Genomic DNA, 12,711 nt, shown 5'->3' with positions numbered 1-12,711 from the left:
ATGAGCTATACCCATTTCTCGGTGCTGCGACATGGTCTGCCCGAACAGGCAGATTGCTTGCTTGGTCACACCAATGTGCCGCTCACTGAAAAAGGTTGGCAGCAGATGCAAAGCAGCATCGACGCGCTTAAGTTCGATCTAATTATCAGCTCGCCACTACTGCGTTGCAGTGCTTATGCTCGGCAGTTGGCTCAAGAGCGTCATTGCGAATTAACTCTAGATGATACATGGCAAGAGTTAGATTTCGGCCGTTGGGACGGCAAAGCGATCGCTGAGCTTTGGCAAGATAATAAGCCATCTTACAGCCAGTTTTGGAACGCGCCGTTCGAACATACTCCGCCTGATGGTGAGTCAACACTTTCACTACTGCAAAGGGTGACATCGAGTATCGAAAAGTTAAGCCATACATACTCAGGAAAGAGGTTGTTAATCATTAGCCACTCAGGGGTGATGCGGATAATTCTCGCTTGGCTACTTAATAGTGGTCGACAAGGCAATCCACACCTTAGTCGCATACAGCTAGATCACGCTGCGCTATTGCATTTCAACACCTATATCGACGAGGCGGACCTTCTTTGGCCGCAACTGCAAGGCCTTCACAACCCTTGTGCTTATCAACACTCTCTGCTGGATAAATAAAATGAAAACGATCTGTTTTAATATATTAAACGGCGCGGCCACTCAGTTACCTAGCTTGCATCAACTATCGGATGCGGGTGTCGGGCAAAACTTAATGCACCTGACCCCCACCAGAGATACCGAACTTATCGTCTGTGGTCAAAGTCAAACACCACTGCCCGGGTTATCAATTCGCGGTAATGGGCTGCTGCCTAATCGCGGAATAAGCCCGGCGGTGTTAACACGTGGCCTACTTAGAATGTTTTATCAGGCTGGCTACAAGATAGAATTTAATAGTTTCAACTTCAATGTGCCTAGGCCCCAAGTCACTAGCCAGGATTGGCTAAGCGTCAACCAACACTTCGGCGGCATTAACAGCAATGCCGAGCGACTTGTCAGCGAGCACCTGTTACCGATATTAACCTCTCAGGCGCAGCGCGGTTGCATCAGTATTTTGGCCGAGTGCGGCGTTGGCGGAACCACCTTTTCGACATTCTGGTTACGCCTGCTAACGGGTCTGCGTCTGTCCCCCGCGGGAAGTACGCTGGACAAAGATAAGCTGGCCAGTAAATCACAAATACTGGCGCAAATAGAACAGCAATATCTTGCTGAAAATTCAAAATTCAATCTGGATGATGTCCTCGCCGACACACAGTTTCATGATGATATTCAAAAGGCCATTTGCTTACTTGTTCGTCATTGGCCGAGCCCATTATCCCTGCCCCACTTTGCTGGCGGCATGATGTTTGTTGCGCCCTTATTAGCGTCACGACAGGCAAAGTTTCTCAATCAGGCCGTTAAGATCTCAACCACCCGATGGGTACTTCAAGGAGACGGCTTTCATGTACTCAATCATTTCAATGCCGGTGATGAGATAAACGCCAACACAACGAACTTTAATGCGTCAACGCTTGAATGCCTCAACGTTTATGAGCAAGGAATCGTGGTTGAAGGCTGTGGTTTGGGCGGTTGCCTAGTGATTGCTGAAGAGCTGGGTTGGAGTGAACAACAGATAATCGACTCACTAGAAAGTGCGGTACAGCTTCATATTAGTCATTTTGTAGATGAAAAACTTTTATTAGAAAGAAACCTTTTGTTAAAGAGAAATATAGCATGAGCGGTTTTAAATTAATGGTGCAAGGCACCACAAGCGATGCTGGTAAAAGCGTCATGGTTGCCGGGCTTTGCCGGGTGCTCGCTAGAAAAGGGATTAAAGTCGCCCCGTTTAAGCCACAAAATATGGCACTTAACAGTGCGGTTACCCCCGATGGTGGCGAGATTGGCCGCGCACAGGCGGTGCAGGCTCAAGCCTGTAACCTACCCTTAAGTGTGCATATGAATCCGATTCTGCTTAAGCCCAATACTGATACGGGCGCGCAAGTCATTATTCGCGGCAAAGCGATAGAAGATATGAATGCCGTCAGTTACCACAGCTTTAAACCTCAACTGTTGGAGATGGTGTTAGAAAGTTTTGACATCCTCGGACAAGGCATGCAGGCAAGACTGGTTGAAGGTGCCGGCAGCCCTGCCGAAGTTAACCTTCGTGAACACGACATTGCCAACATGGGCTTTGCATTAGCGGCGAATACGCCAGTGGTGATCGTCGCCGATATCGATAGAGGCGGCGTATTCGCCCACCTTTACGGCACCTATGATCTACTCAGTGATGATGAGAAAAAGCTGGTTAAGGGCTTTATTATCAACCGCTTTAGAGGCGATATTACGCTACTTGAAAGTGGCCTGACTTGGTTAACTGAAAAGACAGGCGTGCCCGTTTTAGGCGTAGTGCCCTACCTACATGGACTCTATCTAGAAGCGGAAGATGCTATCAATCAGCAGCAACTCGATGATGACTGTCAGTTTAAAATTGTGGTTCCTGGCCTACCTAGAATAAGCAACCATACCGATTTTGACGCGCTGAGATTACATCCTGGTGTCGATCTTTGTTTTGTTAAACCAGGCGATCCTCTTCCTGCAGCAGACTTAATTATTTTACCAGGGTCTAAAAACGTACGCGGCGACTTACAAGCCCTTAGAGATAGAGGCTGGGATAAGCAGATAGCCCGTCATTTGAGATTTGGCGGCAAGATCATTGGCATTTGTGGTGGCTATCAGATGCTAGGGCTGAGTATTGATGATCCCTATGGTGTCGAAAGCGAAATTGGCCAATGTGATGGCCTTGGCTACCTCAATGTGACTACCACACTTGAGAAACATAAAACCCTCAAACAGATCGACGGTCTGCTCACTCTTATGGGGAATAGCTACCCTGTTAAGGGCTACGAAATTCATGCCGGAGTCAGCAAGGTTAACGAACAACAACCCATCACACTGGGTAAAGACTCTAACGCCTATCCCGATGGCGCGCTGTGCCAAAATGATCAAGTGCTAGGCACCTATCTTCATGGTTTTTTTGACGAACCAGAGGCCTGCAATGCTCTGCTAAATTGGGCGGGTTACAAGCAAAGCAAAGCGCAAGATATGACCCGTCTTAGAGAAGATAACCTAAACAGACTCGCCGATAGTCTTGAAGAATCACTCGATCTTAACGCAATATTTAAGGGCCTTGAGGGCTTTAAGGCATGAGTAAGCTTAAAGCCTATTGCCCCGCCCTATTTATAACGGCGCCAAGTAGTGACAGTGGCAAGACCACACTAGTATCGGCAATGGCTAGATACTGGCGAAACCAAGGCAAAAAAGTCAGAGTATTTAAAACTGGGCCTGACTTTATCGATCCTATCTTTCATGAGTTTGCCAGTGGACAACCTAGCCATCAGCTGGATCTGGGCATGATGGGAGAAACGATTTGTAGACAGCATCTCTATCAAGCAGCCCTAGACGCAGACCTCATTCTTGTCGAAGGCGTGATGGGTATGTTTGATGGTGATAACAACAGCGCCAGTCTAGCGGCGAAGTTTGGTATTCCCATGCTTGCGGTGATCCCAGCGGCTAAAATGGCGCAAACCTTTGGCGCAATAGCCTATGGCCTGGCTCACTATCAAAAAGATGTCACTCTGTTTGGCGTCATCGCCAATTATGTAGGCAGCCCCGGCCATGCGTTAATGCTTAAAGATAGCTTACCCGAAGGAATTAGATTTTGTGGTGCGATGCCACGAGATCCAAGCCTTGCTCTTCCAGAAAGACACCTTGGACTAGTTCAAGCCCAAGAGATTGAAGCTATAGATGAATGGCTTGAGCACAGTGCAAAAGTTCTCGCTGATAACTGCGCCCTATCACTACCTGAGCCTGTTTGCTTTGAAGCTGGCTGTTTTGAAGCAGCCTGTTTCGAAGCCGTCGGCTTCAAACCTGAACAAGAGATTATTGGCGAATTTTTATCATCAGCAGTCTTATCACAATCACGGTATCAGCCATTAAAAGGACAGACAATCGCGGTAGCCAAAGATGCCGCCTTCTCGTTTATCTATCGCGATAATATCAGCCTACTTGAACACTTAGGCGCGAGCATTTGTTATTTCTCCCCGATAACCGATGCGGTCATGCCAACAGCCGATAGCCTGTACCTACCTGGGGGGTATCCAGAGTTACACCTTAACACCCTCAGCGAAAACACTTCTATGTGCCAGTCTATCCAGCAACACATCAACAGCAATAAGCCGACCTTGGCCGAGTGTGGCGGCATGCTCTACCTACTTGAGCGGTTAACAACTAAGAATAATGAAAGCGCACTTATGGTCGGCGCACTACCAGGGCACGCTACAATGCAGCCCAAACTACAGGGGCTAGGCATGCTCAGCACCGAGATTGACGGACACACCATGGCGGGTCACTGCTTTCACTACTCGAAATCGAGTGTTGATTTGGCACCGATTGCAATTGCCTCCCAAGCGGGTAAAACCCAGATGCAGGAAAAGGTGTTTCTTTACAAAAACACCCTTGCCTCCTACGTGCACTGGTATCTGCCCAGCTCACCGCAGCTAGTTTGCAAACTGTTTCTAGGCCAGCTAATTCTAAGTCAATTTAAGCGAGAACCGCTTAATCTGGCTGATGGTTCATCACGATGAAGCGCCATCTAGGCGCCATACTTGCGGCCACGAGCTTTCTCACTCGGCTACCTATGCCTAATTGGGTCGCTAAAGACGGCGCCGCCATCGCACAATCTAGCCGTTGGTTTGCCTTTGTTGGACTGTTAATCGGTGCCGTTGCCGCGGGCTTACTGTATGGCTTGACATTGCTAATGGGCCAAGCGCTTGCGGTGGTGGTAACACTGGTGCTGATCATACTGCTAACGGGTGCATTTCATGAAGATGGATTAGCCGATCTGTGTGACGGCTTTGGCGGCGGTTGGGAAAAGAGCCGCAAGCTCGCCATAATGAAAGACAGCCAAATAGGGGCCTATGGTGTGCTGGCACTTATATGCGCGTTCGCTATCAAGGTAACTGCGCTAATTCAGCTGCCACTCACTCTTGCTTGCATCAGTCTTATTGTCTGTCACGCTGGTAGCCGCGCTATCGCGGGCTTAGTCGCGGTTTATCTCCCCTATGCCAGAGAAGACAGTAACAATAAAACCCCGCAAAAAGATGCCGCGTTACCATTCACAAACAGGTTTATTTTATGTGTTAGCGGTGCGCTGCCACTACTGTTTTTACCCTTAAACTATGCACTGATGTTATTGGCCGTTTGGCTAGTGACCTTTATTAGCCTGATTAAACTCATGCAGCGTCATATTCAAGGCTATACCGGCGACACCTTAGGCGCAACGCAGCAGATCATCGAGATTGTCGGCTTAATATTTTTCGTTACTTACCATTTGCAAATACCACTTTCAAACTAAGGCAATACTATGAGTTACCATCCTAAAAAACAGCAACAACATAAACAGAACGTCGAAAAGGCGATGGAAAATGCGCAAGAAGAGCGTGGTCAAATATTAGTGATCACCGGTAACGGCAAAGGCAAGACAACCGCTGGTTTTGGCAATATCACTCGCGCCCTAGGCCATCAACAAAAAGTTGCTGTAGTGCAGTTTGTAAAAGGGGTTGGCGAGTGCGGTGAACGTAATTTGCTCGAGTCTCTTAATGTCCCCTTTCATACTATGGCTACAGGCTTTAGCTGGAATAGCGAAGATAAAGCCCAAGACAAACTCGCCGCCGAGCAAGCTTGGCAACAGGCAAAACGTTGGCTGCAAGATCCCGAGTTGGACATGCTGCTGTTAGATGAACTCACTTACATGATTACTTGGGACTTTCTTGATCTTAACGAGATTATTACTGCGCTAAAACAGCGACCTAAAGAGATGTCGGTAATCATCACAGGACGAGCAGCTCATCGCGAGCTTAAAGAGCTTGCCGATACAGTGAGTGAAGTGCGCCCTGAAAAGCATGCTTTTCATCAAGGCCTTATGGCACGTAAAGGTTTGGACTGGTAGTCCACTTTCAGTTTGAGAAACGAGGATTAGTGATGCTGCAGTTAGCCAATATTACCGTTACCCCGAAACCAGGGCATCTATTCGACAATTGGAAAAGCGCAGGTGAATGGCTCAATAACATGAACCTTTCTGGCTTTGAGATTTATCCTCATGGCGTTATTAACGCGAAAGATATTCCCTCACGTTTGGTCGGCGGTTTTCATCTGCAGTCCTTCCCCATCTTAACGCCGCTTTTATATAACGATCGCAACCGGCTAATGACGATCTTTGGAGACTGGCAGACCGTAGAACAATTTTATGGTGGCACCGATGCCGAGCATATCGTCAAGGTAATCATCAGCCAGCTCAACCTTGCCGCGAGTCTGAATGCACCCTATGTGGTATTTCATCCTATGGACTGCGATATGGAGCATCTGTTTAGCCAGCAGTTCCCGTGGTCACTGGAGGATACGCTTACCGCTTGTAGTGAACTACTTAACCTCGCCCTTAGCCAAAGTAAGTACAAAGGTTGGTTACTATTTGAAAATATGTGGTGGAAACAGAGCTTTCGGCTAGATAGCAGACGCGAATACGACGATTTAAGAGCAAGGGTTAACTACAGCAAGTGCGGGATTTGTTTTGATACTGGCCACATGATGTCGACCACCAGCTTAGCAAATGAAGCTGATGGGATTTCATTTTTACTGAACAGACTGCGCCAACTCGATTTAAACCAAGAGATCAAAACCCTACATCTCAATAGTAATTTGAGCGACAGTGAACGAGCCCCTCTAAAATCAACACGCAAAGAAAAGGATAGCTCCGTGCATACTTGCTACCAGGAATGTCACGGGTTTTGGGAGCAATTTAATATTGCGCTAAAACATATCACTCACTTAGACCCTCACAATGGTTTTAAGAGTGTCGAGCTTTCCCCGCTAGTTGCGGCTATCGAACCCGATTATCTTGTCCACGAAGTCTCGCAAAAAACGCTTTTTGAATGGAGCCGCAGTATAAATATTCAGCGCTCCTGCATCACCAAACTACAAGTAAAACAGCAGTATAACGTGCAGCCAAGTGATAAAGAAATCGCGTAAATAAGTGCGCTGCTAAGGGCAATTATGACAAGCTCGTTTTCGGACAGAAGTTTGCTGACTTGTCGAATAACAAGTTTCAAATATCTTTCGAATGGGTTAGTTGGTCTGAGTTGGTATTTATCCTTGAGTTCTAAGATTTAGCCCCTGAATAGTATGGCTTTAATTAGATTTATAGCCTGCTGCTGAATGTGCAAACTTCTGTGACACTGTGCCCCCTCTATTTTTAACGGAAATGGTCCCTATAGCCTCTACGACAGCTTCCCTGCTGTCGAAGGTCCTAAGGAATACAGATTCACAATAGGCTGGTCGGGTTCAGATTCTGGGGGGCGGCACCCCATACAATCCAGTGCATTACAATTACCTTTCAGCCCTAAGCCTGTTTCATCAAACCAAATCACAGCGATGAATTCAACGCATAATGGTATAAATTGATGCCTCCAGCTAAACCAATAGGGTCACTTTGCATATACCTTGCGGTTTTTGCATCGTAATCTCTAAAGCCATTTTGCCAACTGTCTTTTTCAGCATCATAGTACTGACCCGGTAACCCTATGTTCAAGCCACTAATCTTGTCGATAAGCCAAAGGATAGGTGGTGCACTTCTAGGTTGAACGTGGCACTTCTACTTTGAACAAGGGCGGTCTAAAACATGCCATTTACAATGGATGTCAATGATTAGTCAGGAGGTATCTCCTTCAATTTACATACCGAGTATTTGCTATAGAGCTTTCCTGTTTGCCTGTGCCCGTCGGGGGATCCGACGCTGCATTCTAATGACCATGTCACAAAACCTGCTAAAACAGATAGTTTGCTGCAAAATCTAATAGTAGTTATTTGCTTGGCTTATCCTAATCTCACAAGCACCCAATATAGGTGATAATATAAAAAGAGATTAAATGATGAACAAACTTCCTCTGGCAGCGTTGCTGACTGCTTTCTTCCTCGGAGGCTGTGGTAGTGACAGTGAGACTGCTTCCCCCTCTTTGCCTGAGCCCGAACAACCTAAACCCGATTTCCTAAGCATCGATGTTAAGCCAAACGCTAAATTTGAAGGCGAAATCACAGTCTATCTTGGCCGTTACGATGATCGCTTGAAGGATTGGCTACAGGCCAACCTTGATAACCCAAGTAAGGATCTCAATGGCGATGGTCATGTGGATGAGCGCGATGCGCACCTAGATAAAACGCCTGAACATCCCAATGGTGTCTTTAATGAGCCCGAACAGTACTACACCTTAAATGCCGCCGATATTGCTAAAGTACTGTCCACCAATCCCGACGGTTTAGGCGCTGGCAGTGCCCGTGCAGATATCTTTGTTGAAGGTCATTACTCTGCCTTTGATCTACTTCGCTACCTAGTACATACCCGTAAAGATCTGCGTTTTGACTCAGTGATTTTACCATTGGAGACCGGACGTGATGCCCATGAGTTTATGATCTCTTGGGATCGTAACCAAGATGGGATCTTTGATGAGCGTGATGCCAATGTGTATAGCAATTTCCAGAGTCCAGATTGGCATGCAAGAATCAAGTCAAATGGCGGCGTGGAGAAAAAGCTTAATGGGACTCTAGATGGAAAAGGGCCTCAAGGAGAAGGTCATTATGAACGTTTAGATCAAGTTGTGTTGCAACCAGGCATGTCGGTGCGTTTCCAGCCTTTTTCACCGGAGATGACCCAGAGAAGGCAATGGGTACAAGATAGAGAAATGGCGCGTCTAGCGCAAAATGGTGGCAAGGTTATCGTCCCAAAATTGATGATCAACAAGCCCGATCCTGCCAACTTAGACGACAGAAGCAAAGACACTCTAATGATGATTGAGAACTTGGAGGTGACAGCACATAACATGCGACCCGATATTTTTAAGCCTGGGGTCATCACCAAGATGGATGTGTTCTTATCGGCTAGGCAGCGTGGCGTCGATGTTAAGTTTAACTATTGGCCAACACTGTCCACCGGTGCCAAGGTCGATCATTTTGCCCTGTTCAGTGTCGATGGTATTGACTCTCAGGTGGGTAAAGGCTGGACTACAGCATATGGTGAAATGTCGGTAATGAATGATTTCAAGCCGAACGCTAAGTGTGAATTTAGCCGGCCTGAAAGTGGTGGCATGGATCTAGAGGTGGATGCAGAGCACTGTCGTCTGGATTGGAACTCGAACTTCGGTGGTAACGTTATTCATGTGATGAGCGATGTTTGGGTTATGAACCAGCCTGTTGAGTTCGTGATGACGGGCTACCTGAGCCATTACCCGTTGTGGGGCATGGAGGAATTCAATGGCCTTCAGTCCAAAGAGCGTGATTTTAGTGAAGACCGAGATGGTTCAAATATCGCTTCTTTGCAGGTATTTGATCTTCCCGCTGCAGACGATAAGGATGCGGCAATTCTGAATGAATCACACTTTGGCTGGAAAATTTCTGATTGCACTGAGTGTCACGTCGAAGAGAAGGACCCTCTGGGACATGGCGGGGAAAGTTGGCCGATTAACACTACTGATGGGTTCTCCACTATGCAGCCGTACTACTGTGCGACTTGTCATGGCAGCAATGGAGCACCATTGGCACATAATGAAACAGCCCGTTGTTTCTGGTGTCATACAGGGGAAGCCAATACCCCTAAACATCACGGCGACGCCTCCAGCAAAAAGCTCTACAGCAAGGATGAGCTGCTGAGTAATGATAAGGTCTATCCCGATTCCGTTCCCGGTCTACTGAATGTACTGCCCAGAGATAAGTGGGGTAACTATGAGGTCTACGACAACATCTGGCACTCAAAAAATTCCGACTGGAATATGAGTGATGTGTTCCCAGATCCATACTCATGTATGACCTGTCATCCAGATAAATAGTGATAAAAGTCAATCTGCGGCATATTTGTCGCAGATTACTGTGATAAATAGCAGTATTCCAGTGGTGAGTCAGTGGTAGGATGCCGCTGTTTTTGAGCGAATGATTACACGGCAATGACCACCTACACACAAAGATGCGATATCAACCCCATAATCTTAGAAAATGTCAGCCGATTTTTGGGGCAATATGGGATCATTGAGTTTTTTTACGGGATCACAACGAAAGTGATCCCGCCATACAGCCACCAGTTTAAAAACCTTAAACGCCGTATTCCATCCGATATGATCAAGTCTCAATATGGAGTTTACTCTAGCGAGAGTATTCGAAAATTTCGGCATATGTATCTGCAGTACTTTGCATCGGAGGATAGTGCGTATTTCCGACCTCATCCTATGGGATTGAGTATTTGGGCCGATCCTGATTTTAGCGGCCCCAAAGGGCGGAGGTTTGCAGGGTTGATGGCAGAGCACCGATTTTGCAGTCGTGGGGTGTGGCATATGCCAACAAACTATCATCCCGATTGGCTGTGTGCGTTTGTTTTTTTCTCTGATCTGCCGCGGGAAGATCTGTTGGCAAGGTTGTTGCCACATGAGAATGAGATCGAAGCCCAGTTGATAATGTTTGCCAGTTACTTCAATGAGCAACATATTAGCCAGCTCAACCCTATTAGCAATTTTAACTGCCTGTCGGAACGTTCTTTGACAATTTTGAGGCTAACCGCCGATGGTTACTCCAGTGAGGAGTTGGCTGCCAAGCTTTGTATTACGGAAAGCGGCGTTAACTATCACTTGGATAGGTTAAAAGAGCTGCTTAATGCCAAAAACCGAGTTCAGTTGATCAGTATGGGATACTCCCTCGGATTATTAAACGGTTAATTGTTCATTCTATATTTTTGTGTCTTTGTATGATTCTAATCAACTGAATGAATTGAAAACTAATGATTTGGGGGCATTTTCAATTTAGAGACTAAATCGCTTGGACTCAAATTGAAGAAGAAAATTATCAAGTGTAGATGCGGTTGTGGCCGTTGATGGCATCACATAGGCTCAAGCCCCCAAGTGGTAACAAAGTTACCGATTACAGCCATACGAAATTTACAGCGTAAACTCGAAAAACTCACAGTTTCCCGGTACTTGCTGTTGATCGGACCAAGGTGCAACCCCGCTTGCGACATTTTGCAGTACCCGTAGCCACTCTCCGTGCCCGATCACCACTAAGGTATTAATGTCTAAACACTCAATGCTGGCGAAAAACTTTTCGACTCTGGCTAATACCGCAGTGGCTGACTCCGCATTCTTAATGTCAATATGGTTAGCATTGAAGCGTTGATCATAAACGTGCCATCTATCATCGCCCTTCTCTCTTAATAGACCTTGTAATTCCCCAAAGCATCGTTCACGCAGTAACGAAGATGACTGGGTAGAAATATTCAAACTCTCATTCACGTACGTTGCCGTCGACAGAACAAAAGTAAAGCCACCCATTGTAAATCAATAACATACCAGTCTATTTTTGTTATTAACAATTCAGTGGTACTCATCAGTTAGTTTGTTACTTACGGTGTGCAATTGAGAGTAGAAAAAGGCGCTATAAACATGGATTAGGCGGTAAATTTCTGAATTCGAGGCAACGTAAATTAGTTCATAGAATTAATCTACCAACTGAGTGGGAAATCGGTAGAATAGCCTAGCTTGCTGAGAGATATCGGCAACTATTAGCAAAGTGCCTTCGCCGCTTTTCTAAATGTTCACAGTAATGGGTTATCTCTTGCAACGACCCAACAGGCCCATGGAATAGTTTGCCAAAATCAGTAGCAAGCTTAAGCCAGTTCTCGCTCGGAATATTGAGCCTGTTCAGTATCTTCTCTGCGTTAGCAGAGATTGTGCCTCGTTTATCATCACGAATAATTCGCCCGGTTTCATCTACAAGTGTTAAGTAATCTTTAAGCGAGAAGTTAATCCCTTTCGGCTGATGCTTTTTCTCATTACCGATAAAAGGCAATAGTTTAGCGGGTTGCATCCCCTTCAGGGCGGCGTTCACTCTCAGTTGTAAACTGGTGTAGTCTGATTTTTCAGGCGTTTTAGCCATATTGGCACGAATAGGATTAAGCTCTACATAGGCCATGCAGGCTAGCACTGCGGCCTCATCGAGTAACGCCTGACTTTTAAAGCGCCCTTCCCAGAAATGTCCGGTGCAGCTGTCTTCATAATTGGCTTGTCTTGCGATAGGTTCGTTTAAGCACCTCATAAACCAACTGATATCGCTAAGGCGTGAACGGTAAGTCGCAATCAAGTGTTTCAGTACGGCTACCATGCACTCTTCAATTACGTCACCTTTAGCAAATTTCAGTGTTAAATCAGTACCGTTAAACAGCTTATTCCACTGCTCAACGACTTCTCTATCAGACCAAGCGTTGGCTGTTTCTATGTCGATATAAAGCACCACATGCAAATGATTACTCATCACTGAATACGCAGCGACGTCAATTGCAAACACTTCAGTTAACTTCAATATTTGCGCCTCAACCCAACCACGGCGATGGTCATAGTTCTTACCTGTATATTTATCCTCTCCGCACAAGAAGGCACGCCTAACCACACGACTACAACAGTGGTAATAGGGTGTGTCTTCTAGGCTAATTAACGTACTTCTAGAACGGGGCATAACTACCTCCTACTTCAGCAATAACTAAAGCTTAGTAAGGGAGGCCACGTTCAACCTAGAAGTGCACCACCTATACTTTTTTAAAAGATTAGGAGGGGATTATGGGACAGCAATATAACC

At 46.3% G+C, this 12,711-nt stretch carries 12 protein-coding genes; 9 read left to right on the top strand and 3 right to left on the bottom strand.

Translation table 11 applies throughout. The features are described from left to right. From ACVBIL_RS10585 to ACVBIL_RS10555, 7 genes are read left to right on the top strand one after another with little or no spacing between them, the layout of a single operon-like run. The gene (locus ACVBIL_RS10585) at positions 1 to 639 is read left to right on the top strand and encodes a histidine phosphatase family protein (protein ID WP_447166949.1); all 639 of its coding nucleotides are present in this window, start codon (positions 1 to 3) and stop codon (positions 637 to 639) included. 1 nt (position 640) lies between these two features. Then, positions 641 to 1,735 (top strand): hypothetical protein, encoded by a 1,095-nt coding sequence (locus tag ACVBIL_RS10580; RefSeq protein ID WP_447166948.1) that lies wholly within the window; start codon positions 641 to 643, stop codon positions 1,733 to 1,735. Then, the gene (locus ACVBIL_RS10575; protein ID WP_447166947.1) at positions 1,732 to 3,204 is read left to right on the top strand and encodes a cobyric acid synthase; all 1,473 of its coding nucleotides are present in this window, start codon (positions 1,732 to 1,734) and stop codon (positions 3,202 to 3,204) included. Before ACVBIL_RS10580 ends, ACVBIL_RS10575 begins: the two co-directional genes overlap by 4 nt. Further along, complete coding sequence (locus ACVBIL_RS10570; protein WP_447166946.1) at positions 3,201 to 4,640, top strand: cobyrinate a,c-diamide synthase; 1,440 nt, start codon at positions 3,201 to 3,203, stop codon at positions 4,638 to 4,640. Before ACVBIL_RS10575 ends, ACVBIL_RS10570 begins: the two co-directional genes overlap by 4 nt. After that, positions 4,637 to 5,410 (top strand): adenosylcobinamide-GDP ribazoletransferase, encoded by a 774-nt coding sequence (gene cobS, locus ACVBIL_RS10565; RefSeq protein ID WP_447166945.1) that lies wholly within the window; start codon positions 4,637 to 4,639, stop codon positions 5,408 to 5,410. The genes ACVBIL_RS10570 and cobS overlap by 4 nt, the downstream gene beginning before the upstream one ends. Before the next feature lie 9 nt (positions 5,411 to 5,419). After that, the gene (gene cobO / locus ACVBIL_RS10560; protein WP_447166944.1) at positions 5,420 to 6,004 is read left to right on the top strand and encodes a cob(I)yrinic acid a,c-diamide adenosyltransferase; all 585 of its coding nucleotides are present in this window, start codon (positions 5,420 to 5,422) and stop codon (positions 6,002 to 6,004) included. Between the two features lie 32 nt (positions 6,005 to 6,036). Next, positions 6,037 to 7,080, top strand: coding sequence for a TIM barrel protein (locus ACVBIL_RS10555; RefSeq protein WP_447166943.1), 1,044 nt, complete (start codon positions 6,037 to 6,039; stop codon positions 7,078 to 7,080). A gap of 394 nt (positions 7,081 to 7,474) precedes the next feature. Here the strand turns inward: ACVBIL_RS10555 and ACVBIL_RS10550 are convergent, their stop codons facing one another. Beyond that, the gene (locus tag ACVBIL_RS10550; protein WP_447166942.1) at positions 7,475 to 7,639 is read right to left on the bottom strand and encodes an RHS repeat-associated core domain-containing protein; all 165 of its coding nucleotides are present in this window, start codon (positions 7,637 to 7,639) and stop codon (positions 7,475 to 7,477) included. Positions 7,640 to 7,976: 337 nt separating this feature from the next. Here ACVBIL_RS10550 and ACVBIL_RS10545 point away from each other — a divergent pair, with 337 nt between their 5' ends. Together ACVBIL_RS10545 and ACVBIL_RS10540 are read left to right on the top strand one after the other, a co-directional pair. After that, complete coding sequence (locus ACVBIL_RS10545; RefSeq protein ID WP_447166941.1) at positions 7,977 to 9,926, top strand: hypothetical protein; 1,950 nt, start codon at positions 7,977 to 7,979, stop codon at positions 9,924 to 9,926. A 114-nt stretch (positions 9,927 to 10,040) separates the two neighbouring features. Further along, positions 10,041 to 10,802, top strand: coding sequence for a helix-turn-helix transcriptional regulator (locus ACVBIL_RS10540; protein WP_447166940.1), 762 nt, complete (start codon positions 10,041 to 10,043; stop codon positions 10,800 to 10,802). A gap of 219 nt (positions 10,803 to 11,021) precedes the next feature. On the opposite strand, the gene ACVBIL_RS10535 is transcribed toward ACVBIL_RS10540, so the two are convergent. Further along, complete coding sequence (locus ACVBIL_RS10535; protein WP_447166939.1) at positions 11,022 to 11,411, bottom strand: histidine phosphatase family protein; 390 nt, start codon at positions 11,409 to 11,411, stop codon at positions 11,022 to 11,024. 202 nt (positions 11,412 to 11,613) lie between these two features. Beyond that, complete coding sequence (locus ACVBIL_RS10530; RefSeq protein ID WP_447166938.1) at positions 11,614 to 12,591, bottom strand: transposase; 978 nt, start codon at positions 12,589 to 12,591, stop codon at positions 11,614 to 11,616. Positions 12,592 to 12,711: the final 120 nt, after the last annotated feature.

Source organism: Shewanella sp. 125m-7, from assembly GCF_052977045.1.
The sequence above is the reverse complement of the archived record's forward strand: the minus strand, read 5'-3'. Positions and strand labels throughout refer to the sequence as shown.

Bases quoted from the DNA above. Each gene is read 5' to 3' on its own strand.
- ACVBIL_RS10585 (WP_447166949.1), top strand. From the start codon at position 1: ATGAGCTATACCCATTTCTCGGTGCTGCGACATGGTCTGCCCGAACAG.
- ACVBIL_RS10580 (WP_447166948.1), top strand. From the start codon at position 641: ATGAAAACGATCTGTTTTAATATATTAAACGGCGCGGCCACTCAGTTA.
- ACVBIL_RS10575 (WP_447166947.1), top strand. From the start codon at position 1,732: ATGAGCGGTTTTAAATTAATGGTGCAAGGCACCACAAGCGATGCTGGT.
- ACVBIL_RS10570 (WP_447166946.1), top strand. From the start codon at position 3,201: ATGAGTAAGCTTAAAGCCTATTGCCCCGCCCTATTTATAACGGCGCCA.
- cobS (WP_447166945.1), top strand. From the start codon at position 4,637: ATGAAGCGCCATCTAGGCGCCATACTTGCGGCCACGAGCTTTCTCACT.
- cobO (WP_447166944.1), top strand. From the start codon at position 5,420: ATGAGTTACCATCCTAAAAAACAGCAACAACATAAACAGAACGTCGAA.
- ACVBIL_RS10555 (WP_447166943.1), top strand. From the start codon at position 6,037: ATGCTGCAGTTAGCCAATATTACCGTTACCCCGAAACCAGGGCATCTA.
- ACVBIL_RS10545 (WP_447166941.1), top strand. From the start codon at position 7,977: ATGATGAACAAACTTCCTCTGGCAGCGTTGCTGACTGCTTTCTTCCTC.
- ACVBIL_RS10540 (WP_447166940.1), top strand. From the start codon at position 10,041: ATGACCACCTACACACAAAGATGCGATATCAACCCCATAATCTTAGAA.
- ACVBIL_RS10535 (WP_447166939.1), bottom strand. From the start codon at position 11,411: ATGGGTGGCTTTACTTTTGTTCTGTCGACGGCAACGTACGTGAATGAG.
- ACVBIL_RS10530 (WP_447166938.1), bottom strand. From the start codon at position 12,591: ATGCCCCGTTCTAGAAGTACGTTAATTAGCCTAGAAGACACACCCTAT.